At 46.6% G+C, this 24,246-nt stretch carries 20 protein-coding genes; 12 read left to right on the top strand and 8 right to left on the bottom strand.

Features of this window, described 5'->3' with window-relative positions:
- Positions 1–17 precede the first annotated feature (17 nt).
- The 4 genes from lpoB (at position 18) to BLS03_RS02300 (ending at position 3,841) form a co-directional block, all read left to right on the top strand.
- A complete protein-coding gene (gene lpoB, locus BLS03_RS02315) occupies positions 18–608 on the top strand; it encodes a penicillin-binding protein activator LpoB (RefSeq protein ID WP_093269107.1) in 591 nt (196 codons plus the stop codon).
- 49 nt (positions 609–657) lie between these two features.
- Positions 658–1,506: a phosphotransferase gene (locus BLS03_RS02310; protein ID WP_093269105.1), complete on the top strand. Its 849-nt coding sequence runs from the start codon at positions 658–660 to the stop codon at positions 1,504–1,506.
- A 103-nt stretch (positions 1,507–1,609) separates the two neighbouring features.
- Positions 1,610–2,152 (top strand): alpha/beta hydrolase YcfP, encoded by a 543-nt coding sequence (gene ycfP, locus BLS03_RS02305; protein ID WP_093269102.1) that lies wholly within the window; start codon positions 1,610–1,612, stop codon positions 2,150–2,152.
- 399 nt (positions 2,153–2,551) lie between these two features.
- Positions 2,552–3,841, top strand: coding sequence for an NAD(P)/FAD-dependent oxidoreductase (locus tag BLS03_RS02300; RefSeq protein WP_093269099.1), 1,290 nt, complete (start codon positions 2,552–2,554; stop codon positions 3,839–3,841).
- A 115-nt stretch (positions 3,842–3,956) separates the two neighbouring features.
- Here BLS03_RS02300 and BLS03_RS02295 read toward each other — a convergent pair whose 3' ends face one another.
- The 4 genes from BLS03_RS02295 to BLS03_RS02280 are packed head-to-tail and all read right to left on the bottom strand — an operon-like array spanning position 3,957 to position 9,401.
- Positions 3,957–4,493, bottom strand: coding sequence for a GNAT family N-acetyltransferase (locus tag BLS03_RS02295; RefSeq protein ID WP_093269097.1), 537 nt, complete (start codon positions 4,491–4,493; stop codon positions 3,957–3,959).
- A 47-nt stretch (positions 4,494–4,540) separates the two neighbouring features.
- Positions 4,541–5,311, bottom strand: coding sequence for a peptidoglycan binding protein CsiV (locus BLS03_RS02290; protein WP_093269094.1), 771 nt, complete (start codon positions 5,309–5,311; stop codon positions 4,541–4,543).
- Between the two features lie 48 nt (positions 5,312–5,359).
- Complete coding sequence (gene mfd, locus BLS03_RS02285; RefSeq protein ID WP_093269092.1) at positions 5,360–8,821, bottom strand: transcription-repair coupling factor; 3,462 nt, start codon at positions 8,819–8,821, stop codon at positions 5,360–5,362.
- A 7-nt stretch (positions 8,822–8,828) separates the two neighbouring features.
- Complete coding sequence (locus BLS03_RS02280) at positions 8,829–9,401, bottom strand: PilZ domain-containing protein (RefSeq protein WP_093269089.1); 573 nt, start codon at positions 9,399–9,401, stop codon at positions 8,829–8,831.
- A 164-nt stretch (positions 9,402–9,565) separates the two neighbouring features.
- On the opposite strand from BLS03_RS02280, the gene lolC reads away from it, so the two are divergent.
- Genes lolC through lolE form a run of 3 tightly spaced genes read left to right on the top strand, consistent with a single transcriptional unit; the run spans position 9,566 to position 12,698 of the window.
- A complete protein-coding gene (lolC, locus tag BLS03_RS02275; RefSeq protein WP_176765500.1) occupies positions 9,566–10,774 on the top strand; it encodes a lipoprotein-releasing ABC transporter permease subunit LolC in 1,209 nt (402 codons plus the stop codon).
- Complete coding sequence (gene lolD, locus BLS03_RS02270; RefSeq protein ID WP_093269084.1) at positions 10,767–11,453, top strand: lipoprotein-releasing ABC transporter ATP-binding protein LolD; 687 nt, start codon at positions 10,767–10,769, stop codon at positions 11,451–11,453. The genes lolC and lolD overlap by 8 nt, the downstream gene beginning before the upstream one ends.
- A complete protein-coding gene (lolE, locus tag BLS03_RS02265) occupies positions 11,454–12,698 on the top strand; it encodes a lipoprotein-releasing ABC transporter permease subunit LolE (RefSeq protein WP_093269081.1) in 1,245 nt (414 codons plus the stop codon).
- Between the two features lie 134 nt (positions 12,699–12,832).
- Here the strand turns inward: lolE and BLS03_RS02260 are convergent, their stop codons facing one another.
- Entirely contained in the window at positions 12,833–13,342 is a 510-nt protein-coding gene (locus tag BLS03_RS02260) for a DUF2062 domain-containing protein (RefSeq protein WP_093269079.1), read from the bottom strand.
- Positions 13,343–13,659: 317 nt separating this feature from the next.
- On the opposite strand from BLS03_RS02260, the gene BLS03_RS02255 reads away from it, so the two are divergent.
- The 5 genes from BLS03_RS02255 to kdsB are packed head-to-tail and all read left to right on the top strand — an operon-like array spanning position 13,660 to position 19,299.
- Positions 13,660–15,600: a DNA internalization-related competence protein ComEC/Rec2 gene (locus tag BLS03_RS02255; protein ID WP_176765499.1), complete on the top strand. Its 1,941-nt coding sequence runs from the start codon at positions 13,660–13,662 to the stop codon at positions 15,598–15,600.
- Positions 15,601–15,628: 28 nt separating this feature from the next.
- Positions 15,629–17,377: a lipid A ABC transporter ATP-binding protein/permease MsbA gene (gene msbA / locus BLS03_RS02250; protein WP_093269073.1), complete on the top strand. Its 1,749-nt coding sequence runs from the start codon at positions 15,629–15,631 to the stop codon at positions 17,375–17,377.
- A 2-nt stretch (positions 17,378–17,379) separates the two neighbouring features.
- Positions 17,380–18,387: a tetraacyldisaccharide 4'-kinase gene (gene lpxK, locus BLS03_RS02245; protein ID WP_093269570.1), complete on the top strand. Its 1,008-nt coding sequence runs from the start codon at positions 17,380–17,382 to the stop codon at positions 18,385–18,387.
- Positions 18,368–18,547: a Trm112 family protein gene (locus tag BLS03_RS02240; protein ID WP_093269070.1), complete on the top strand. Its 180-nt coding sequence runs from the start codon at positions 18,368–18,370 to the stop codon at positions 18,545–18,547. Before lpxK ends, BLS03_RS02240 begins: the two co-directional genes overlap by 20 nt.
- A complete protein-coding gene (kdsB, locus tag BLS03_RS02235) occupies positions 18,547–19,299 on the top strand; it encodes a 3-deoxy-manno-octulosonate cytidylyltransferase (protein ID WP_093269068.1) in 753 nt (250 codons plus the stop codon). The genes BLS03_RS02240 and kdsB overlap by 1 nt, the downstream gene beginning before the upstream one ends.
- A 56-nt stretch (positions 19,300–19,355) precedes the next feature.
- Here kdsB and BLS03_RS02230 read toward each other — a convergent pair whose 3' ends face one another.
- From BLS03_RS02230 to BLS03_RS02220, 3 genes are all read right to left on the bottom strand, one after another.
- On the bottom strand, positions 19,356–20,900 hold the full coding sequence (locus BLS03_RS02230) for a SpoVR family protein (RefSeq protein ID WP_093269065.1): 1,545 nt from the start codon (positions 20,898–20,900) through the stop codon (positions 19,356–19,358).
- Between the two features lie 12 nt (positions 20,901–20,912).
- Positions 20,913–22,184: a YeaH/YhbH family protein gene (locus BLS03_RS02225; protein ID WP_093269062.1), complete on the bottom strand. Its 1,272-nt coding sequence runs from the start codon at positions 22,182–22,184 to the stop codon at positions 20,913–20,915.
- A gap of 71 nt (positions 22,185–22,255) precedes the next feature.
- Entirely contained in the window at positions 22,256–24,190 is a 1,935-nt protein-coding gene (locus tag BLS03_RS02220; protein ID WP_093269059.1) for a PrkA family serine protein kinase, read from the bottom strand.
- Positions 24,191–24,246: the final 56 nt, after the last annotated feature.

Below are 24,246 nucleotides of genomic sequence, written 5' to 3'. Positions count from 1 at the left end.
TAAACGAGGAACCAATAATGAATAAAAGTGTTCTAGCTTTGGTGGGCTTAGCGGTGATGTTAGGTGGGTGTTCAAACCAAATCAGCTATGGCGATGCGCAATCGGTAGAAACAACCACGATTGATTTTGGCTCAACCGATCTGCAAAAAATTGCGGCGGATATGGTGGATAGCATGATGGCGTCTGGCTCTGTGGCTGCGATTACCCAAAACTCGCGACCAATTGTGTTTGTTGAGAGCATTAAAAACAAAACCAGCGAACATATCGACACCGAATCCATTACCGATAGCATCAGTACCAAACTGCTTAACTCCGGTAAGTTCCGCTTTGTTGATATGAACCGCGTTGAATCAGTACGCGAACAGTTAAACTTCCAAAACAATGATGAGCTGGTTAACCAAAGCACCGCGATCCAATTTGGTAAAATGGTCGGCGCTCAATACATGTTATACGGTAACTTATCCAGCATTGCGAAGAGCGCAGGCAGCGACAAAGACGTATACTACAAAATGACCATGCGACTTATGGACCTACAAACCGGTCTGATCGAATGGGCGGATGAAACTGAAATTCGCAAACAAGAATCTAAAAGCTTTTTAGGTATGTAACGGTAACGTCGATTACCGGCTTTTAGGTTGCTGTGAAAAGGGGACGAGTATGGCGCGAATGTCTTGGCAAGAAGCTTGTCAACTGGATGACTCACTTGCGTCACTCGACTCCTTATTTTCTCTTGCTCCCGATTATGCTCGAACTTTGACTGGGGGCTTGACCAATCGCTGTTGGAAAATCGTGCTGCGCGATGGCAGTGCTTATGTCTGGCGGCCGACCACCCATATTACTCAAGCTTTTTCCATCTCACGTATTCAAGAATACCAAATCTTAACCACGATCGAGCCTTCGCGTATTGGCCCCAAACCAATTTATATTAATGGTCATGGTTTGCTGGTGGAGTGGATTGAAGGCGAATCGTTAACCAAAGGGCTAAGTTTCGAGTCTTTGCTAAAAAGCTTAGTGAGAGTCCACAGTTTTCCAACCGCGCGCATTCCTATCGCGCCCTTCAATTATACTGCTCGAGTCGACCATTACTGGATTCGCCTTGAAAGCCGCTACAAAAGTGAAGCCTACCAAGCTATCTATCACAAGTGGCGTCAAGCGCCAAGTTTGGTGCCCGTTGATTTAACGTTGTGTCACTTTGATTTGGCCGGCTATAACATGGTCGATACGCCTCTTGGCCATCGTATCATCGATTGGGAGTACGCCAGCATTGCCGATCCGCGGCTTGATTTAGCTCTGTGTATTGATATCGCAGAGGAAAGCCCTTACGAGGCCGTGGCGCGCTATTGCCAACTGCGCAATTTAATCGAAGTCGATGATTGGATAGCAGGAGTACAGGCTTGGCAACCACGAGCAACCATGATGGCGCTGCTGTGGTATCTGCTCGCGCACCAATTATGGGGCGATGAACAATATTTGAGTCAAGCGCAACAGTTGCTCGAAGGATTATGACGTGATGATCACTTTTTGGGAATTCGAGCTGAGAATTCAAACCATCGGGGTTTAAAACCCTAGCCTTCGTGGTAGATTAAACAGACTGAAATCGGGGGGTAACATGATTATTTATTTACACGGATTTGATAGCACCAGCCCTGGCAACCACGAAAAAGTGATGCAGCTCCAGTTCATCGATGATGATGTCAGATTCATTAACTACAGTACTTTGCATCCCAAACACGACATGCAGCATCTACTCAAAGAGGTGGACAAGGTTCTCGAACAGTCAGAGGATTCATCGCCGCTGATTTGTGGTGTTGGGCTCGGGGGCTACTGGTCTGAGCGCATCGGTTTTTTGTGCGGCATCAAGCAAGTCATTTTCAATCCCAATTTGCATCCACAGCACAATATGGATGGGCGTATTGATAGGCCCGAAGAGTACGAAGACATCGCGACCAAGTGTGTTGAAAATTTTCGAGACAACAATAAAGGTCGATGTTTAGTGATTCTGTCACGAAGTGACGAGGTGCGTGACAATTCGTCAACAGCGCAGGAATTATCACCTTATTATGAGATAGTTTGGGATGAAAACGAGACACATAAGTTCAAAAAGATCTCCCAGCATCTTCAAGCAATGAAAGCATTTAAGCAACAAAACTGAATGTTTTAGTGACTAACAAGCAGCATGTGTAAGCAAGCTGCTTTTTTTATGTTTTTGAAACGCTGTTTTTGTTATTTTGGCGCTAGAAATTGTTGCAATTTTCTTTCGTCGCTACGCATTCTTTGGTTGCGAAGCGCATTTTGCTCTATATAATGACAAATTCCAAATTATTTGATGAATATCAAAAAAAATTGAGAGCGAGCATGTAAAGCCGCCCACAAATAGCCAAGTCAACGCAACACTGCGTTAGGCATTGAGCGTCAAGTTGAGTGCAATACAGATACAATATCTGGTGGATAAACCCTTTAAATATTGGCGACAGTCGCGCCACAAACGAATTCTATCGGTTCGATGATATCGGGCTGAAACACGTTTATTCATTTTAAGAGGATTGTTGTTGTGACAAGAATTGTTGTTGTAGGCGGTGGTGCCGGTGGTTTGGAGTTAGCAACCAAACTTGGCAGAACGTTGGCGCGTAAAGGCCGAGCGAAAGTGACCTTAGTCGACAAAAACTCAAGCCATTTATGGAAGCCTTTGTTGCATGAAGTAGCAACCGGGTCGTTAGATGAAGGGGTTGACGCATTGAGCTATCGCGCTCACGCAAAAAACCATCATTTTGACTTTCATCTCGGTTCTCTGTGTGGCATTGATCGTGAACGTAAAGTGATTCAACTTGCTGAATTGACCGATGACGAAGGCGAATTGTTGATGCCTGCGCGCGAAGTCGAATACGACATGTTGGTGCTTTCTATTGGTTCAACCTCAAACGACTTTAACACTCCTGGTGTACGTGAAAACTGCATCTTCCTTGACAGCCCAGCGCAAGCTCACCGTTTCCGTACAGAGATGAACAATGAGTTCCTCAAACTGCACGCGAAAAATGGTAATGGTACGGTGGATATCGCCATCGTTGGCGGTGGTGCAACCGGCGTTGAATTGTCGGCTGAACTGCACAACGCGGTTCAAGCGCTAAAAACCTACGGTTTTGGCGACTTAGATTCAAGCAAACTGAACGTTAACTTGGTCGAAGCGGGCGAGCGTATTTTGCCAGCACTGCCGCCACGTTTGTCGGCTGCGGCGCACAGCGAGTTAACCAAACTTGGCGTTAATGTTCGCACTTCAACTATGGTAACTTGCGCCGACAGCGAAGGTTTGACGACCAAAGACGGTGAGAAAATCCCTGCGCAATTAATGGTTTGGGCTGCGGGTATCAAGGCGCCAGATTTTATGAAAGACTTTGGCGGTCTTGAAACTAACCGTATTAACCAATTGGTGGTGACGCCAACGCTACAAACCACTCGTGATGAAAACATCTTCGTGATTGGTGATTTGGCGCAGTGTCAGCAAGCCGATGGTTCATTTGTACCGCCTCGCGCGCAAGCCGCACACCAGATGGCGAGTCGTGCATTTAGCAACATTGTGGCTAAGCTAAGTGGCCGTGATATGAAGCCTTACGTTTATAAAGATAAAGGCTCTTTGGTGTCATTAAGCCGCTTCTCAACCGTGGGAAGCTTAATGGGCAACTTGACCAAAGGTTCGATGATGATTGAAGGTCGCATCGCTCGCGTGGTGTATATCTCGTTGTATCGTATGCACCAAATGGCGCTACACGGTGCGTTTAAAACCGGTTTGATTATTCTGATGGGACGAATTAACCGCGTATTACGTCCAAATCTAAAACTGCATTAATCCGCATACTGCATACCGCATAACAAATAAAAAAGAGCCTGAATGGGCTCTTTTTTATTGTCAGCTCTAAACCGCAGACTAGGCAGTGATGGTTTTTTGCAAAAGCGAATCATGCTCAGGGCACAATCGCATACACCATTCCATCACGCGGCTTTTTATTAAAGATAAAACGATTTCTCGCCAACGCCTCAAATTCTGCGCCGCAGCGTTTGGCGACCTGCTGACTGGCATGGTTGTCTGGATCGCAGACAATTTCAAGTCGGCTCAGTTTTAACTGACTAAAGCAGAACTCCACTAAAGCGTTAATTGCTTCTTTGGCATAGCCTTGTCCTTGATAATCATCTGCCACCCAATAGCCAATACTGGCCATATTGAAGGTGTGGTAAAACTCGTTTATCGCGACCATGCCGAGCAGCTCGCCATCGCAGCGCCGAAAAATTCCAAAGCCATAAGCATGAGATTTCACCCAGTTTAAGCGTGTAGCGACGATAAACTGCTCAGCATCGATACGACTAAAATTGGGTTCACACCAATCAATCCAGCGATGCAGGGAAGGGGATAGGGCGACACGAGCTTGTAGCTCAAGCGCGTGGTCGCTATCGATAAGTTTCAAGACTAAACGAGGTGAGAGGATTTGGTAATCAGGACTCATGGTGTGCCACTTATAAAAATGCCCTCAAACGAGGGCATAGATTGCATTTATTCAGCGACTTTACGCACTTGAATGATCACACCAAGCAATGGGTGGTCAAGGAAGTGGGTCTCACCACTGCGCATGCGGCGTTTTTGCTCCATGCGGTAGCTTTTGAGGAATTCCTCTTTTTTCACTGTCGGCGTGACATCTTCCATCATACCGATTTGCACTGTGTCGTCGGTGCTGTCGAGATTGTCGGCGCTTAGGTCGAGATCTTTCTGTTCTAAGGTAATGTTACGTACGCTCGGCTCTTTAAGATCGAGATTTAGGTCAGCGTAGAGGTAGTGCTCAACATAGACTTGGAATTTACCATCGAGTTCATACAGCGGGCCGCTGATGCTTTGTTCTGTAACCCCATCAATAACTTCGCTGCCTTCACCGCCGCGCAGCGAACCGTCAGCATTGAATTGCTGTGAGTAGTCTCGACCAGAGCGAATATGAAAAACCGGAGAAGCATAACGGCCACCGTCGCCTTGACGCCACGCAGTATGCAATAACACTTGGAAGCCAGCGTGGTCTTTCAACGCTTGTTCTTGCTGATTAAGCTGATATTGCGAAGGCGAAAGCAGTTGGGCGCCTTGGTTGGCAACGTAGTTGGCATCATTAAGGCTACCAGCGTTGCTCATATCAATCTTAGGTAACTCGTTTGGCCATGATTCAGCGGTCTGTTCTGGATCAACGGCACGTTTAAAAATGATCACTTCTACATCGAATTGTCGCGCTGCCCATGAAGGTAAAGCGACAAAGAAGAGTAAGAGTGGTATCAGTTTTTTCATTACAACTCCGTAATTCGGTTTTAAGCACTGCATATTTGCTTTTAATAATCAGCTGACTGGAAGCAAGTTTTGTTGAAACTCATTAAGCATGTCGTTGACAAAATCCAGGCGCTTGCGCCTGTCGACTAATGGTACCCCAAACTTGAACTTGGTTGGTCCTTCCATCGCGAATTTTTGTGGCTGAGACTGCAATAGTTTAACCAAAAACGCCGGATTAATGTCAGCGTCAGGATAGAACTCAATATATCCGCCTTTTTCATGCGCTTCGACTTTTTTCACTTTTATCTTAGCAGCATTGATCTTTAAGTTCGCAACAGATAACAAGTTTTTAGCTGCATCTGGCAATAAACCAAACCTATCAATCAGCTCGACTTTGAGCTCATCAAGCTGGCCTTGGTCGCTGACGCTGGCAATTTGTTTGTACATCGACAAGCGAGTGTTGATGTCTGGGATATAATCGTCTGGCAGAAGTGCCGGCAGTCTCAGTTCCACTTCGGTCTGGTCGCGCAGCAAATCATCCAGTGATGGCTCTTTACCTTCTTTGAGCGCTTCCACCGCTTGTTCAAGCATTTCCATGTATAAGGTAAAGCCGACGGATTGAATCTGACCGCTTTGTTCATCACCGAGCAACTCCCCAGCCCCGCGAATCTCTAAGTCGTGGGTGGCGAGAGTAAAGCCTGCACCGAGATCCTCAAGTGATGCGATGGCATCAAGGCGCTTGATTGCATCTTTGGTCAGCGCTTTTGGATGCGGCGTGAGTAAGTACGCGTATGCTTGATGGTGCGAACGTCCAACCCGGCCGCGTAGCTGATGCAACTGAGCCAAACCTAACTTATCGGCTCTATCCATAATGATGGTGTTGGCGGTCGGGACGTCGATGCCAGTTTCAATAATGGTGGTACACACCAACAGGTTGAAACGCTGGTGATAAAAATCGTTCATGATTTTCTCCAGCTCGCGTTCACGCATCTGACCGTGAGCGACGGTTAAGCGCGCTTCGGGAATCAGTTTTGCCAAATCTTCTGCGACTTTATCGATAGTCTCGACTTGGTTATGCAGGAAATACACTTGTCCACCGCGCATGATTTCACGCAGTACCGCTTCACGAATCGCGCTGTCTTCACGCTCGCGCACAAACGTTTTGATGGCAAGGCGTCGTGCTGGTGGCGTTGAGATGATCGACAAATCACGCATACCGCTCATCGCCATGTTCAGCGTGCGCGGAATTGGCGTTGCGGTCAGAGTAAGAATGTCGACATCGGCGCGCATCGCTTTCATTTTTTCCTTCTGACGTACGCCAAAGCGGTGTTCTTCATCAACGATCAGCAGGCCAAGGTCTTTAAACACAATCTCGCTTGAAAGTAATTTATGGGTTCCGACCACCAAATCGACTTTGCCATCGGTGATGTCTTGCATAATTTGCTTCTGCTCTTTGGCCGATTTAAAGCGTGACAGCACTTCGACACGAATCGGTAAATTGGCAAATCGATCGCGAAAGTTTTCAAAGTGCTGCTGGGCGAGGAGCGTGGTGGGCACCAGCACCGCAACTTGCTTTCCGTTGTCGGTGGCGACAAATGCCGCGCGCATTGCCACTTCGGTTTTACCAAAGCCGACATCGCCGCAGACTAAACGATCCATTGCTTTGGCTTGGCACATGTCAGAAAGCACCGCATTGATGGCGGTAGACTGATCGTCGGTCTCTTCAAATGGGAATCCCGCTTTAAAGGTGGCGTATTGACCGCGGTCGAGGGCAAATTTATAACCAGGTTTCAGCTCACGTTTGGCATAGACATCGAGCAGTTCTGCCGCGACATCGCGAACTTTTTCTGCGGCGCGGCGGCGCGCTTTACTCCAAGCTTCACCACCAAGACGGTGCAGCGGAGCGCCATCTTCTGCGCCGCCCGAGTAGCGGCTAATTAGGTTTAGCGAGGCAACCGGAACATACAGTTTGGCGCCTTCTTGATATTCCAGTGTCACGTATTCGGTGGTCATACCGCCAGCTTCTAGGGTTTGCAGCCCTATGTAGCGTCCGATGCCATGGTCGATGTGTACCACAGGTTGTCCGGGTTTGAGCTCAGCAAGGTTACGAATAACCGCATCGCTATTGGTATTACGACGGTCTTTTTTACGCCTTGCGATAACGCGATCGCCAAGTAAATCGCTTTCGCAAACCAGCGCAATATTATTATCGGTATCGATAAAACCGTGTTCACTAGAACCCAGTACTAACGTGTGTTTTTTACTGCTTTCGAGCGCCTTTGCAAAGCTTTCACAGGCACTTGGTTTGAGTTTGACGGGTTGCAGCAGCTCAAGCAGCGCTTCACGGCGACCTTCGGATTCCACCGAAAAAATCACCTTACCGCTAAATTGCTCGGTGAAGTGGCGAATGGCGGCTAATGGCTCTTGCTTTTGATGTTGTACGCTAAGCTCAGGCAGCGCTTGGATTGCGGCGTTGCTGCGACCTTGTTTCTCTTCGATTGGGTCAACCGACAAAAACGTCTGCGGTAACTGTTTTAAGCGGCTGAATAATTCATCCTTGCGCATCCACAGCTCATTCGGTTCAAGCAGTGGCCGCAGTGGGTCAACTTTTCGTTGTTCAAAGCGGTAATCGACATCGGTCAAGAAGGTGTCCATCGCCGCTTCAATATTACCAACGCACAGCAGTTGGCTATTTGGCGATAGATAATCAAATAGGGTTTCAGTGTGTTCAAAAAACAGCGGCTGCCAATATTCGATACCAGCAGGCCACGTGCCTTTAGACACTTGCATATATACAGATTCTGGCTCGCGACGGGCATCAAAACGCTGACGCCAGCGAATACGAAACTCTTCAATCGCTACTTCTGTTGACGGGAATTCATGAGCAGGCAGTAGGCGAATTTCTTTAATATCTTCAATCGAGCGCTGAGTGTCTGGGTCAAAGGTACGAATCGTATCAATTTCGTCATCAAAAAAGTCGATACGATAGGGCGCTTGGCTACCCATAGGGTAGAGATCCAAGATGGAGCCGCGACTGGCGTACTCACCGGGGCCAAACACTTGATCGACATGGCGATAACCCGAAATCTCAAGCTGCAGACGCAGTTTCTCAAGCGAAAATAGATCGCCTGCCTTAACCATCAAGGTATGCTGCATCAGAAAATCACGCGGGGATTGACGCTGTAATAGGGTGCCGACTGGCACTATGGTGATGCCATCGGTTTGGGTCGGCAATTGGTACAGCTTGGCGATACGCTCTGAAATAATCTCTTGATGAGGAGAGAAATTATCGTAGGGCAGCGTTTCCCAATCAGGGAAGACACTCACGCTTTGCTGGCTAAATTGCTCAATTTCTTGCTGTAACTTAAGCGCGGTTTGCGGGTCTGGTACGGCGAGTAGCGTATGGCTAGAGTGCTGCTTAGCCAGCTCTGCAATGGCGAGGGCTAAACTCGCGCCTTTGAGGTTTCCAACGTATTTCTTATCACCGGGCTTTGTTGGATTAGCCAGATGGAGTAATGAGGAAGTCGTCATGTGAAAACTATTGATTATTTTCTCTATCGATGGAACGTTGACGTAGCAATTTCTGCTGTTGATACAGTGCTGCTTTGATTAATAAATCTTGGTCGGCGTCTCTAAGCATCTGATATTTGGCCGTGATCAGATAACCTTGTTCGTGAGCTTCACAGCCGATAACGCGAGCATAACAGTAAATGGCCGCCGCTGGATGTTCTAGAAACAGCTTAACACGCAACGCTTGTTCATTATTGAGCGGCGTCGCAGATAAATAGCTGCATTGGCTCGCACCAAACGCGACAGTGGTGGAGCGGTACTGTGGGTCATCTTGCTGAGAGAGCAGAAAGGTCAGCAATAAGTTGAGTTTCGAGTTCTGCGTATCGAGCAAATTAATCACGTGCTTGAAATCGGAATTATTAAGTTCTTTGCGCGCGCTGTCGTTAAGCATATCCAGTTGACTGAACTCACTAGCAACCACAAATGGCGCAGGAATTTCGGCTTCAAACTGGGCAGAAGAAGGAAAGATAAAATCGTCCGCTAATGGTTGTGCGTTGATAGTTAGCTGGTGATGAACGGTGAAATACTCTTGTTCTGTCATGTTTGAGTTCCTTCTTAATATTGTCTGATTATCGTCATACCAGCCAACTAATCAAGATATGTCCTTGTTAATCACACATTTTAACGCTCAATTAGCAATTTAGGGCTACAACCCTAACCGATTAATCGTTACAGTAACGCCATCCGAATTCTATGGTTGGTGTTATGTTTCATCCCATTTCTGTATTCATCGGTTTGCGCTATTTGCGCGGCCGGTCCGGGGATAGGTTTAGTCGCTTTGTCTCTTATATGTCGACAGCAGGTATTACGATTGGTGTGATGTCGCTGGTGACGGTACTTTCTGTCATGAACGGATTTGAATCACAGCTCAAAGGACGCATTTTAGGCGTGCTTCCGCAGGCAGTGATATCGCAAGACCATGGCAAAACAGCGCGCAGTGACGACGCACCTGCGTTTATTCAAGCTATGTCGTCTGCGGGTAAACCTCAACCGATCGTTGAGAGTGAAGCGGTGATCCAGAGTAATTCGCAATTAAGCGCCGGGTTAATGGTCGGCATCGAGCCACAGCAACAGGATCCGATTCAGCAGCATTTGATTGCCGGTCATCTTTCGTCACTTCAGGCGGGCAAATATCAAGTCTTTATCGGTTATGCATTGTCGCGCTCATTGGGTGTTTCCGTCGGTGATAAAGTGCGTTTGATGGTGACCAGCGCCAGCCAGTTCACGCCGATTGGCCGGATTCCGAGTCAGCGTATGTTTACTGTGGCCGGAATTTATAACACCGGCTCTGATATCGATGGACAACTGATCATCACTCATATCGAAGACGCGGGCCGTTTGCTGCGCTATAACGCTAATACCATGACTGGCTGGCGCTTGTTCTTTGACGACCCATTTGTGGTTGGTGACCTTGCCAATCAGCCTTTGCCACAGGGTTGGCATTGGCGTGACTGGCGCGACCAACGTGGCGAGTTATTCCAAGCCGTGCGAATGGAAAAAAATATGATGGGCTTGATGCTTGGGCTTATTGTGGGTGTTGCGGCGTTTAATATTATTTCAGCGCTGATTATGGTGGTGATGGAGAAGCAATCCGAAGTCGCGATTTTAAAAACTCAAGGTATGCGTGACAGACAAGTTCTCGCCATTTTTATGGTGCAAGGGGCGAGCAGTGGCGTGATTGGCGCTTTAGTCGGTGGTGTTTTGGGCGTTGTGTTAGCCACCAACTTAAACGCTATTTTATCGAGTTTAGGCATTGCACTATTTGCCGGTGGCAGCTCGCTGCCCGTTATGATTGAGCCGCTGCAAATCGCCATCGTCGTTGTGCTAGCCATTACGTTAAGCTTGCTGGCCACTTTGTTTCCATCTTATCGTGCATCTTCTGTTCACCCTGCCGAGGCTTTGAGATATGAATAACCTTCTGCAATGTAAAAACGTATGTAAAACCTATCGCGAAGGCGGCTTAGACACTCAAGTCCTAAAAGGGGTTAGCTTTGACCTACAAGTTGGTGAGTTGGCTTCCATCATTGGTACCTCTGGCTCAGGTAAGAGCACTTTGCTGCATATTCTGGGCGCGTTGGATGATGCCTCTGAGGGGCATGTAAATTTCCTTGGTCAAGAGCTGGCGAAATTGTCTTCCAATAAGCAAGCGCAGATGCGTAACCGCCATTTAGGTTTTGTATACCAATTTCATCATCTGTTATCCGACTTTAGCGCGATTGAAAACGTTGCGATGCCACTTCTTATCGGCGGTGAAAAAATTGCCAGCGCAAAAGCGAAGGCGCTGCAACTGCTCGAGAAAGTCGGTTTGACCCATCGCGTTGACCATCGTCCTGCCGAGCTTTCTGGCGGCGAACGTCAGCGTGTCGCCATTGCGCGCGCGCTGGTCAATAGCCCAGATTTGGTGCTGGCCGATGAGCCAACCGGTAATCTCGACCATAAAACCGCGTTGGCAATTTACGATTTAATGCGTGAGCTGAACCGTGAATCAAAAACCGCGTTTTTGGTGGTCACTCATGACGGAGAATTGGCTGGTAAAATGGATCGCCAACTGCATATGCAGGATGGATTGCTAATTAACGTGGGGGGCAATTAATTGTTTTCCTCGTTATCTCTGTTTATTGGTGCACGCTTTAGCCGCGCCAAACGGCGCAATAAGATGGTGTCGTTTATTTCGCTGTCATCAACTATTGGCATTGCCGTTGGCGTTGCGGTGATCATTATTGGTCTGTCGGCAATGAATGGCTTTGAACGCGAACTCAAAAATCGCGTTTTGTCTGTGGTTCCTCATGGTGAGTTTGAAGGGGTTCGTGCGCCAGTCTCTAATTGGCAGAACATGGTCCAACAAGCCCAGCAAAGCCCACACGTTGTCGCGGCTGCGCCATATGTGCGTTTTACCGCCTTAGCAGAAAAGGACACTAATCTAAAAGCCATTGAGGTGCGCGGCGTAGATAAAGCGTTGGAAGGCAAGGTGTCGAGTTTGGTCAATTTTGTTGAGCCCAAGGCATGGGCGCAATTTCAGGCTGACCAGCAGCAAGTGATTTTGGGTAAAGGCGTTGCTGAGCAATTAGCGGTTACACCAGGTGATTACATTACCCTGATGATTCCTGAAGAGAGCCGCTCGGCAAAAGTTCAGGCGCCGCGGCGCGTGCGCGTCAAAGTTGCCGGCCTGCTTACACTCAATGGGCAAATCGATCATAACTTAGTGTTGCTGCCGCTAAAAGATGCCCAAGCGTATAGCCGGTTAGGCGATGCCGTGACGGGTGTTTCGATTAAAGTCGACAATGTGCTCAATGCCACGGCGATCGTGCGCGAAGTAGGGGACACCTTGAACGATTACGTTTATCTTCGCAGTTGGCAGCAGAAATACGGTTTTTTGTACCGCGATATTCAGCTGGTGCGTACCATTATTTATTTAGTGATGGTGCTGGTGATTGGGGTGGCGACGTTTAATATTGTTTCAACGCTGATGATGGCGGTCAAAGACCGCGCATCTGAAATCGCTATTTTGCGCACTATGGGGGCAAAAGACGGATTGATTAAGCGTATTTTTGTTTGGCAAGGGGTGTTTTCTGGTGTGCTGGGTAGTGTATTTGGCAGTTTAGCTGGTGTGGTAATTGCTCTTAATTTAACCAACTTAATTAAAGGCTTAGAGCGTTTGATTGGTCATCATTTTCTATCTGGCGATATTTACTTTGTCGACTTTCTGCCATCGCAAGTGGTAGCCAGTGATGTGCTGATGGTTTCCGGTACCGCAATCGTGTTAAGCCTGCTTGCGACTTGGTATCCAGCCTCAAGGGCAAGTCGCTTGAACCCGGCAACGGTATTAAGCGCCAAGTAATTTGCTGTGAAAATCGCGCACATGAAAACCAAAAGGCCCGTAAAGGGCCTTTTTTGTTTTCTGCACAATGTCATTCATGAATCGCAGCGCAGTTTCATTATTTGATGAGTTCACTCGAAGGCTGCGAGCCTTGGCTATTTTTGTTTTCTCTTTTGCCAGCTTCTCACCACAGAATAGCGCCATAAGCCTTTAATTCCGAAGTAACCAATAAGCGCTGAACACACACCGCAAACCATGCAGCCGAGAATAAATGGAGGGCCAATAGTGCTCATTTGATTGCAGATGAAGTCCCATGACAGTTCAAAATGAAAGTGTTGCGGTGGAACATGAAGAATCTTTGCGCCGACTTTATAGGCAAAATAAAACAGCACCGGCATGGTAATTGGGTTACTGACCCAAACCAGAGCGACAGAAAGCGGTAGGTTGACGCCACAAACGATGGCCAGCCCAGCCGACATGATCATTTGGCTCGGAAGAGGAACAAACGCCATAAACAGACCAACAGCAAACGCGCCCGCTGCAGAACGACGATTCAGGCACCATAAGTTCGGATTATATAAAACGTTGCCAAAGATCTTGAGCGCCTTTTGACGCTTGATGGTTTCCGGGTCTGGCATAAAACGTTTAATAAACTTTCTTGGCATAGTGGACTATGACTCTCTTCTTTCATTACTGGACGCTTATATCCTTATCGATTGGAATCATTACCGCTCCTTATTGGCCGAAAATGCCTCAAGTCGAGTGGTCCTTGATTTGCGTCGTATTGTTATTACTTAGCCGAACAATGCCTCGGTTACGATGGGGTTGTGGTTTGTACATTGCGTGTCTCACCATTTTGGTACATGGATACGCCGTCAACCAGCAGATGAAAGTACTTTTTCAATCTGGTCGGGATATTACCATAACTGCAAAGGTTGACAGCCTTTTTACGCAAATAAGTCACGGCTTTGAAGGAACATTGGTGTTAAGATCAATCAACGGACAAAATGTAACCAGATTTTTCCAACCTAAAATTCGCTTTATCGCCCCCACAGCGCTTTTTATTGGCGATGTGATTCATACTCAGATTCGTCTTAAGCCGATCTTAGGCCGCTTTAACCAAGTTGGTTATGATCAAGAAGCGCACTATTTTTCAGAAAACATTCTCGCCACTGCGACCATGTCAGGAACTCGATTTCGACTTGAGCAATTTGGTTCATTCAAGCAGCGGCTAATCACTCGAGTTCAGCAACAAACTGAAGGATTGCCTTCGCAAGCACTCATTTTGGCTTTGTCGTTTGGGATAAAAAACCATATCGATGCTTTGACTTGGCAAGCGCTAAAAAATAGTGGTTTAAGTCATTTGATGGCGATTTCAGGTTTGCATATTGGCATTGCGTTTGGCGTGGGATGGGGACTCGGCACGCTTCTACTCCGCATTTCATTTGCTATGTACCGAGCGCCGTATCTGCTTGGTATGATTTGCGCGCTGACGTACGCTTGGCTGGCTGGAATGACGTTACCGACTCAACGCGCATTGGTGATGTGCGTCATCTATTCAATGTTGCTTATGACGGGGTGGCGTTTAACCGCCAGCTATAAATGGTTAGTCACCTTGTGTGTGGTGTTGCTCTTCAACCCTTTTTCAACGCTGAGTTCGGGATTTTGGCTGTCCTTTGTCGCGGTTGGCGTGATTTTTCTGTTTATCAGCCGCCAACCTGTGCAATCTTCGTTCAAGCCTTGGTACAAATTGACATCACTTATATCGGTTCAAGTGTGGATTTTTGTCGGAATGATGCCGCTGTCGCTAGTTTGGTTTTACGGTGTCAGCAGCGTTAGCCCTTTGTATAACTTGGTGTTTGTACCGCTGTTTAGCATCGTTATCGTCCCTTTGATTCTTATCGCGTTAATGACCAGCTCAGCGGCGTCGATAAGCACTACGATTTGGAAGGGCGTTGATTGGTTGCTCATCTGGGTACATGAAGCGATTAGCGCCGCGCACTTTGGCTGGTTTGCTGTGGCGAGTATCTATATCCCTGCGGTGGTTGTGTTGCTGATGGTGATCATCATTTGGCCACTATTAACCCCTTTATTTCGATTGTGGTGCGGCGCTTTACTAAGTGGTTATTGGCTTTTTTCGAGCGTCAAGCAAGACTCTCAATGGCGAGTTGATGTGCTCGATGTTGGTCACGGTTTAGCAGTGCTTATCCAGCAAGGCGAGCGGGCGTATCTTTATGATACCGGCACCGCCTGGCTATCGGGTGGCTTTGCTCAAGATGTAATTACGCCACTTATGCATAAGCGCGGTATAAAGTATCTTGATGGATTGGTTTTGAGTCACTTAGATTTCGACCACGCAGGCGGGCGCGAGTTTATCGAGCACTACTGGCAGCCACCGCTGCGTCTTGCCAGTCAAACCTTACCGGGCTATCAAACCTGTGCTCAAGGCGTTAAATGGCGTTGGCATCGGCTTGAACTCGAAGCCTTTTGGCCACCAAATCGTGTGGATCGAGCCTATAACGCCCACTCGTGTGTGCTGCGAATCTCCGATGGCCGTTTTAGCATATTACTCGCAGGAGATATTAGTGCGCTCGGTGAGTGGCTCATGATTCGTCAACCGAATCTTGCAAGCGATATTGTGATTGTGCCCCATCATGGTAGTCGAACCTCTTCATCGCAAGGCTTTGTGCGTAAAGTAGATGCCAAGCTTGCGATTGCGTCACTGGAAAAAGATGGTCGCTGGGGGCTTCCTGACCAAAAAGTCGTCAACCGTTACCTAGAAAATGGCGCAATTTGGTTCGATACTGGAAGCAGTGGACAGATAACTTTAGATTTCTATTCAAATTATTGGTTAGCCAAGCAGTTAAGAGAGACTCATGGGCAGTCGTGGTATAGGCAGATGCTACGTAACCGAGTAGAATAGGCGCAAATTTACAAACAATAAAAACTTTATGTCATTAAACAAAGACGAAACCACAGGTAAAACTTTTCGCAGGTTATGGACTTATATTCGGTTATTCAAAGCAGGTTTAATTGTTTCCGTTATCGCTTTGGTGATCAACGCTGCCGCCGATACCTATATGGTTTCTTTGTTAAAGCCTTTGTTAGATGAAGGTTTTGGTTCTACCCAATCCGATTTCCTCAAAATTCTCCCGTTCATTATTTTCGGCATGATGTTAGTTCGTGGTTTGAGCGGATTTGTCTCGACCTATTGTTTGAGTTGGGTCTCTGGCAACGTGGTGATGCTAATGCGCCGCAAGCTATTCAATCAATTTATGCATATGCCAGTGTCGTATTTCGATAAAGAATCCACTGGCGGTTTGCTGTCGCGTATTACTTACGACTCAGAGCAAGTTGCTGGTGCAACCAGTAAAGCGTTGGTGAGTATCGTTCGCGAAGGCGCGAGCATTATTGGTTTGTTGGTGTTGATGTTTTGGAACAGCTGGCAGCTTTCTCTAGTGCTGTTTGTCGTTGCGCCGATTGTGGCGGTTGCGATTCGTGTGGTATCGAAACGATTTAGAAAAATCTCTCGTAACATGCAAGAAAGTATGGGGCATGTCACTTCTTCTGCCGAACAGATGCTGAAAGGCCACAAAGTAGTGCTCAGTTATGGTGGGCATAATGTTGAGCGTGAACGCTTTGATAAGGTCAGTAACCAAATGCGTCAACACTCGATGAAGTTGGTCGCCGCTCAAGCCACTGCTAACCCAGTAATTCAACTGATCGCCTCTCTTGCTCTGGTTGCAGTACTGTTTTTAGCCAGTTTTGACTCGATTCGCAGTGAGCTCACTCCGGGGACATTTACCGTGATTTTCTCTGCGATGTTTGGTTTGATGCGCCCGCTTAAAGCATTGACCAACGTCACATCTGATTTTCAGCGCGGTATGGCTGCCAGCCAGACTTTATTTGGCCTGATGGATCTTGAGGTCGAAAAAGACAGCGGTGAACTGGTGGTAGAGAAAGCGAAAGGCGATGTCGACGTCAAAGATGTTACTTTTACCTACAGCGGCAAAGAAAAACCCGCACTATCACACGTGAGCTTTTCGATTCCGGCGGGGAAAACGGTCGCGTTAGTTGGTCGTTCGGGCTCAGGTAAAAGTACCATTGCTAACTTGTTTACCCGTTTTTACGACGTCGATTCTGGACAAATTCTACTTGATGGCCATGACGTGCGTGACTACAAGCTCAACAATCTGCGCTCGCATTTCGCCTTGGTGTCGCAAAACGTACACCTGTTTAACGATACTATCGCCAACAACATCGCCTATGCGGCAACCGAAAAATATACCCGTGAGCAGATCGAACATGCGGCGACGCTTGCTTATGCGATGGACTTCATCGGCAAAATGGACAAAGGCCTAGATACCATGATCGGTGAAAATGGTGCCAGCTTATCGGGTGGTCAACGCCAACGCATCGCGATTGCACGTGCGTTACTGCGTGACGCTCCAGTCTTAATTCTTGATGAAGCCACCTCAGCTCTGGATACTGAATCAGAAAAAGCGATTCAATCAGCACTTGATGAACTGCAAAAAGACAAGACCGTATTAGTGATTGCCCACCGTTTGTCGACCATCGAAAAAGCCGATGAAATTTTGGTTATTGATGATGGAGAAGTGGTCGAACGCGGCGCTCACCAAGCGCTGTTAGAAGCTGATGGCGCATATGCGCAGTTGCACCGAATTCAGTTTGGTGGCTGATGGTGGTTGAAAAAATCTGGTTTGAAAACCACCCACTCAAATACCTGTTATGGCCACTGTTGTGGCCGTTAAGTCAACTCTTCGCTTATATCGCTCGTTCAAGACGTGATGCTTACATCCAAGGAAAAAAAAGCAGCTACAAAGCGCCCGTACCGGTTATTGTGGTTGGAAATATTACCGCGGGTGGCAATGGCAAAACACCTGTGGTGATTTGGCTGGTTGAATTGTTGCAAACACTGGGTTATCGCCCTGGTGTGGTTTCGCGCGGTTATGGCGCTAAAGCTGCTCAATATCCGCTTATCGTTGATGATTCAACCTCGACGGCTCATTGCGGAGATGAACCTAAATTAATTTTTAAGCGTACTGGTGCGCCAGTCGCGGTTGACCCTAAACGCGCGCAAGCCGTCAAAGCGCTGCTTTCCTATGATGTCGATGTGATCATTACTGATGATGGTTTACAACATTATGCGTTGCAGCGAGATATAGAGTTTATTGTTGTTGATGGTAAAAGACGCTTTGGCAATGAGTCATCGATACCTCTTGGGCCACTGCGTGAGCCGCTATCGCGTTTAAATGAAGTGGATTTTGTCATCAATAACGGCGGCGTTGCAAAGCCGTTAGAAATTAAAATGACTCTGACGCCGAGTTTGGCGGTAAACTTAGCCAATGGTCAGCGTATGCCGGTTAGTCAGCTGAAAGAATTAGTCGCCATGGCGGGTATTGGTCATCCGCCAAGATTCTTCAAGACCCTTGAGAGTCTGGGCGCAAAACCAATATTTAGCCAAGGGTTTGCGGATCATCAAGCGTTTGAACCATCCGAATTGAAGGCGCTTGCAAATCGCGGCCAGCATCTGATCATGACAGAAAAAGATGCAGTGAAATGCGCCGATTACGCCCAAGACAATTGGTGGTATTTGCCGGTGTCGGCAAGTTTTGATTCGCAACAAGAAGCGCGTATTTTAAATAGAATTAAAGAGGTTATAGAAAATTATGGATCACCGTCTGCTTGAAATCGTTGCATGTCCAGTCTGCAAAGGTAAATTGACATTCGATAAAGTTAATCAAGAGCTTATCTGCAAACTTGATCGCTTAGCTTACCCTATTAAAGAAGGGATTCCGGTGCTGCTAGAACCGGAAGCGCGTGAAATGTCGATTGAAGAGGGCAGATAATGTCATTTACCGTCGTGATTCCGGCTCGTTACCAGTCAACTCGATTGCCAGGAAAGCCGCTTGCGGATATTTGTGGCAAGCCAATGATTCAATGGGTTTACGAGCAGGCGATCCAAGCGGGTGCGGAAAAAGTCATTATTGCTACCGATGACGAACGTGTTGCCAAGGTTGTAAATGACTTTGGTGGCGATGTTTGCATGACTTTGCCAACTCATCAGTCTGGTACTGAGCGCTTGGCGGAAGTCGTCCAAAAAATGGCGATTCCCGACGATCATATCGTGGTCAATGTACAAGGTGATGAACCGCTGATCCCACCATCGAACATCAAGCAAGTGGCGGATAATCTAGCTAAGAGTCAGGCGCCGATGGCGACGCTCGCGGTTGAAATTGAGCACCAAGACGAAGTCTTTAACCCAAATGCGGTCAAAGTGGTATGTGATAAAGATGGTTACGCGCTGTATTTTAGCCGCGCCAGCATTCCTTGGGATAGGGACAACTTTCAGAAATCACCTCAGCAAGTGGTCAACCCTTTGCTTCGTCATGTTGGTATTTATGCTTATCGTGCAGGTTTTATTAACCAGTACGTGAATTGGCCAGCATCTACGCTAGAGCAAATTGAATCATTAGAGCAACTACGTGTGCTTTGGTATGGAGAGCGTATTCATGTCGATGTTGCGCGTGAAGCGCCGCCCGCAGGTGTTGATACACCGGAAGATTTGGCAGCAGTCATTGCGATTGTTGAAAGCCGCTAATAGACGGCTTTAAAAATAAAAAGGAGCCATAGGGCTCCTTTTTATTTTTAGGCTAACTAAGGCTGTTGAGTATGCTCATGTTTGGTTGGACATACGCCGATGACTTCGCGACGGCCTGTTTCTTTGACTTCTTCAAGTTTAACGTCAAATCCCCACAAGCGATGCAGATGCTTCAATACCTCGTGGTAGCTCTCATCAAGTGGGATTCTATCGTGAGGAACATATTGCAGCGTTAGCGAACGGTCGCCACGCACATCGACGTTATAAACTTGGATATTAGGCTCCAAATTACTCAGGTTATATTGAGACGCCAATTTCTCTCGGATTGCTTTATAGCCGCTTTCATTGTGAATCGCACTGACTTCAATAAAGTTTTTGTGGTCATCATCGACAATAGAAAACAATTTAAAGTCGCGAATGATTTTTGGCGATAAATACTGGCTGATAAAGCTTTCGTCTTTGAAATTGCGCATCGCAAAGTGCAGTGATTCCAGCCAGTCACTACCCGCGAGCTCTGGAAACCATTCGCGGTCTTCGTCGGTTGGTTCTTCACAGATACGGCGAATATCCCTAAACATCGCAAAGCCGAGTGCGTAAGGGTTAATACCATTGAAATAAGGGCTGTTGTATGCCGGTTGGGCGACCACACTGGTATGGCTATGTAAGAATTCCAGTATAAATTTATCCGACACGACGCCTTCATCATATAAGTGATTAAGGATGGTGTAATGCCAAAAGGTTGCCCAACCTTCGTTCATCACTTGGGTCTGTTTTTGTGGATAGAAGTATTGGCTAATTTTTCGCACAATTCGAACCACTTCACGCTGCCAAGGCTCAAGTAATGGGGCATTTTTCTCAATGAAATAGAGAATATTTTCTTGTGGCTCTGACGGGAAGTGAATCTGTTGTTCTTCCTCCTTGATTTTGGATTTAGGTACGGTGCGCCACAATTCGTTCACTTGAGATTGCAGGTATGCTTCACGCTGTTCCTGGCGTGCCTTTTCTTCGGCAATGGATATTTTCTCAGGGCGTTTATAGCGATCGACACCGAAGTTCATCAGTGCATGGCAAGAGTCGAGTAAATCTTCGACTTCGTTGACGCCGAATTTTTCTTCACACTTAGCCAAGTAGTTTTTGGCAAATAATAGGTAGTCGATGATAGAGCTAGCATCCGTCCACGCTTGGAACAGGTAATTGCCTTTAAAAAATGAATTGTGCCCGTAGCAGGCATGCGCCATGACTAACGCTTGCATGGTCACGGTATTCTCTTCCATCAAATAAGCGATACAAGGGTCAGAGTTAATGACGATCTCATAAGCCAGTCCCATTTGACCGTGTTTGTAGCCTTGCTCGGTTTGAATGAATTTTTTGCCAAACGACCAATGGTTATAGTTTATGGGCATACCTATGCTTGAGTAGGCATCCATCATCTGTTCTGACGTAATGACTTCAATTTGGTTTTCGTATGTATCGAGGCGATATTCGTTCGCCACACGCCTAATTTCGGTGTGATAACGTTCGAGTAGTTCAAATGTCCAATCTGGTCCATCAGGAAGCAACTTGCTGTTCGCCTCGGTTTTTTGGCGAGTTTTTGCTGTCATAATACTGTCTCCCTATGCGGTTTCCTTTTTAAACAACTCTCTAAATACCGGGAAGATGTCCTCAACAGAGCGTATGTTTTTCATTGCGAAGTTATCAAAGCCTGAGGCGAGTTTTTCATATTCATGCCAAAGAGTCTGGTGAGATCGCTTGGTGATTTCGATGTAAGAATAGTATTGGCAGCTTGGAAGCAATCGTTCTACTAACAGTTCACGACAGCGTGGAGAATCGTCCGCCCAGTTATCGCCATCGGACGCTTGAGCAGCGTAGATGTTCCATTGATCAAGTGGATAACGCTCTTTAACGATGTCATCCATCAGCTTTAATGCACTAGAGACAATGGTGCCCCCAGTTTCTTGCGAGTAGAAAAATTCGTGTTCATCCACTTCTTTGGCTTGGGTATGGTGGCGAATGAACACAACATCAACATTTTCATAAGTTCTGGTTAAGAACAGATACAGTAGGACATAAAAACGTTTGGCAATATCTTTGGTTGCCTGATCCATAGAACCAGAGACATCCATCAAACAGAACATCACCGCTTGGCTAGATGGAATTGGCCGTTTTTCGTAATTTTTAAATCGCAAATCAAAGGTGTCGATGAAAGGAACACGATTGATTTTGTCGCGAAGCTCCTGAATTTCGGCTTTGATGCGTTTCTCTTCGAGAAGTTGAGCCGGTTCGCTGTTTTTTATGCGTTCTAACTCTTCTTCAAGTTCGTTAACCAGACGTTTTTTCCCTGCGTTCATCGCAGTGCGGCGAGCAAGTGATTGCTGCAGTGAGCGAACAATTGCGATATTGGACGGGACACCCGCCGTTTGATAACCGGCGCGATGGCTTTTCCATTCGGTAATTCGATTTATCTGGTTTTTCTCAAGGTTCGGTAACTCTAAGTCTTCGAACAGGATATCGAGATATTCGTCTTTGGATATTTGAAATACAAATTCGTCTTCGCCTTCGCCATCAGGGCTTGCATCACCTTCACCAGCGCCACCACCTTGGCCTCCGCCTTTCGGACGTTCAATTTTATCTCCGGTAATGAATTGATCATTACCAGGATGGACGCGCTCTTTTAAGCCACCTTTTCCTTGATGAAATAATGGCTCTTTGATGTCTTTCGCTGGGATGGAAACATCTTCACCGGTATCAGTATTGGTGATTGAGCGGCGGTTAACGGCATCCGCAACAGACTCTTTAATTTTCTCTTTATGACGACGCAAGAAGCGCTGTCTATTGACCGCGCTCTTGTTCTTACCGTTTAATCGTCTATCGATAAATTGTGCCATGAATTACCCCTTATCAACATCAATCCATTGAAGAGTGGCGGTGAAGCCACTCTTCTCGATAAGGCAGTCCATTAAGAGGATTTACGTACTCGTAAATACCATTCGGACAACAACCGAACTTGTTTTTCGGTATAGCCTTTCTCCATCATACGAGCAACAAAGTCGTCGTGTTTTCTTTGGTCTTCAGAGGAGGTTTTGGTGTTGAAGGAAATCACAGGAAGAAGCTCTTCAGTATTGGAGAACATTTTCTTCTCAATGACGGTACGTAATTTTTCGTAGCTGGTCCAAACAGGGTTTTTGCCGCTGTTATTGGCTCTTGCACGCAGTACGAAGTTGACGATTTCATTTCGGAAATCTTTAGGGTTACTAATACCAGCCGTCTTCTCGATTTTTTCAAGCTCACTATTAAGCGCAGAACGATCAAACAGTTGTCCGGTTTCTGGGTCGCGATACTCTTGGTCTTGAATCCAGAAGTCTGCGTAAGTGACATATCGGTCAAAGATATTTTGCCCGTATTCTGAGTAGGACTCTAAGTACGCGGTTTGAATCTCTTTACCGATGAACTCAACATATCGAGGTACTAAGTAGCCTTTTAAAAACTCGAGGTAGCGCTCTGTGGTGTCTTGTGGGAACTGTTCACGTTCAATTTGTTGCTCGATAACGTAGAACAGGTGAACTGGGTTCGCCGCGACTTCGGTTTGGTCGAAGTTAAACACACGTGACAAAATCTTAAATGCGAAACGTGTTGATAGACCCGACATGCCTTCGTCTACCCCTGCGTAATCGCGATATTCCTGATAGCTTTTGGCTTTTGGATCAGTATCTTTCAACGTTTCACCGTCGTAGACACGCATTTTTGAGTAGATGGATGAGTTTTCAGGATCTTTCAAGCGTGAAAGAATACTGAATTGCGATAGTAAATCGAGTGTACTTGGTGAGCACGGAGCATGGGAAAGCTCTGAATGATCCAAGAGTTTTTGGTAGATCTTAACTTCTTCAGAAACACGCAGACAATAAGGGACTTTGACGATGTATACACGGTCTAAGAATGCCTCATTATTTTTGTTGTTTTTGAACGTTTGCCACTCTGATTCATTCGAGTGGGCCAAAATCATTCCATCAAATGGTAAAGCAGATAAGCCTTCAGTCCCGTTGTAGTTCCCTTCTTGAGTTGCGGTAAGGAGTGGGTGAAGAACTTTGATCGGCGCTTTAAACATCTCGACGAATTCCATCACACCTTGGTTGGCTTTACAGAGAGCACCAGAATAGCTGTAGGCATCTGGGTCGTCTTGTGAATAATGCTCCAACATACGAATGTCGACTTTCCCCACCAGTGAAGAAATATCTTGGTTGTTCTCATCGCCAGGTTCGGTTTTAGCAATTGCCACTTGATCTAAAATTGAAGGACGGACTTTAACCACTTTAAATTTGCTGATATCACCGCCAAACTCATGTAGGCGTTTCGCTGCCCAAGGCGACATGATCGAGCGAAGGTAGCGTTTATCGATACCGTACTCTTGTTTCAACAATTCGCCGTCTTCGTTGACATCAAACAGACAAAATGGATGGTCGTTAACCGGACTGCGTTTACCGTTCGCAGTCAGCACATAGATAGGCACTTGTTGCATAAGTGCTTTTAATTTCTCAGCTAAAGACGATTTACCACCGCCGACAGGGCCGAGTAGATAAAGAATCTGTTTACGCTCTTCTAATCCTTGAGCGGCATGTTTAAGGTAAGAAACAATCTGTTCAATTGCTTCTTCCATGCCATAAAAGTCTTTGAATGTTTCGTAACGAGAAATGACTCGATTTGAAAAGATACGGCTTAACCTAGAATTTTTCGCTGTATCAATATGTTCTGGCTCTCCTATTGCCATTAATAGCCGTTCTGCTGCGTTGGCGTAAGCACTTTTATCGTCTTTGCAAAGCGTCAAAAATTCCTGAAGCGTAAGCTCTTCATCTTTGGCGGCTTCGTAGCGTGCTTGGAAGTGGTCGAAAATACTCATAATGAATTCCCCTCTGAACTTGTCTTACGACAATCAACCCGCATTGAATTGCAAAT

The organism is Vibrio xiamenensis (genome assembly GCF_900100015.1).
Taxonomy (GTDB): Bacteria; Pseudomonadota; Gammaproteobacteria; order Enterobacterales; family Vibrionaceae; genus Vibrio; species Vibrio xiamenensis.
This window is presented reverse-complemented; position numbering and strand designations above follow the sequence as displayed.

Coding starts and splice junctions, on each gene's coding strand:
- lpoB (WP_093269107.1), top strand. CDS start 18: ATGAATAAAAGTGTTCTAGCTTTGGTGGGCTTAGCGGTGATGTTAGGT.
- BLS03_RS02310 (WP_093269105.1), top strand. CDS start 658: ATGGCGCGAATGTCTTGGCAAGAAGCTTGTCAACTGGATGACTCACTT.
- ycfP (WP_093269102.1), top strand. CDS start 1,610: ATGATTATTTATTTACACGGATTTGATAGCACCAGCCCTGGCAACCAC.
- BLS03_RS02295 (WP_093269097.1), bottom strand. CDS start 4,493: ATGAGTCCTGATTACCAAATCCTCTCACCTCGTTTAGTCTTGAAACTT.
- BLS03_RS02290 (WP_093269094.1), bottom strand. CDS start 5,311: ATGAAAAAACTGATACCACTCTTACTCTTCTTTGTCGCTTTACCTTCA.
- mfd (WP_093269092.1), bottom strand. CDS start 8,821: ATGACGACTTCCTCATTACTCCATCTGGCTAATCCAACAAAGCCCGGT.
- BLS03_RS02280 (WP_093269089.1), bottom strand. CDS start 9,401: ATGACAGAACAAGAGTATTTCACCGTTCATCACCAGCTAACTATCAAC.
- lolC (WP_176765500.1), top strand. CDS start 9,566: ATGTTTCATCCCATTTCTGTATTCATCGGTTTGCGCTATTTGCGCGGC.
- lolD (WP_093269084.1), top strand. CDS start 10,767: ATGAATAACCTTCTGCAATGTAAAAACGTATGTAAAACCTATCGCGAA.
- BLS03_RS02260 (WP_093269079.1), bottom strand. CDS start 13,342: ATGCCAAGAAAGTTTATTAAACGTTTTATGCCAGACCCGGAAACCATC.
- msbA (WP_093269073.1), top strand. CDS start 15,629: ATGTCATTAAACAAAGACGAAACCACAGGTAAAACTTTTCGCAGGTTA.
- BLS03_RS02240 (WP_093269070.1), top strand. CDS start 18,368: ATGGATCACCGTCTGCTTGAAATCGTTGCATGTCCAGTCTGCAAAGGT.
- kdsB (WP_093269068.1), top strand. CDS start 18,547: ATGTCATTTACCGTCGTGATTCCGGCTCGTTACCAGTCAACTCGATTG.
- BLS03_RS02230 (WP_093269065.1), bottom strand. CDS start 20,900: ATGACAGCAAAAACTCGCCAAAAAACCGAGGCGAACAGCAAGTTGCTT.
- BLS03_RS02225 (WP_093269062.1), bottom strand. CDS start 22,184: ATGGCACAATTTATCGATAGACGATTAAACGGTAAGAACAAGAGCGCG.
- BLS03_RS02220 (WP_093269059.1), bottom strand. CDS start 24,190: ATGAGTATTTTCGACCACTTCCAAGCACGCTACGAAGCCGCCAAAGAT.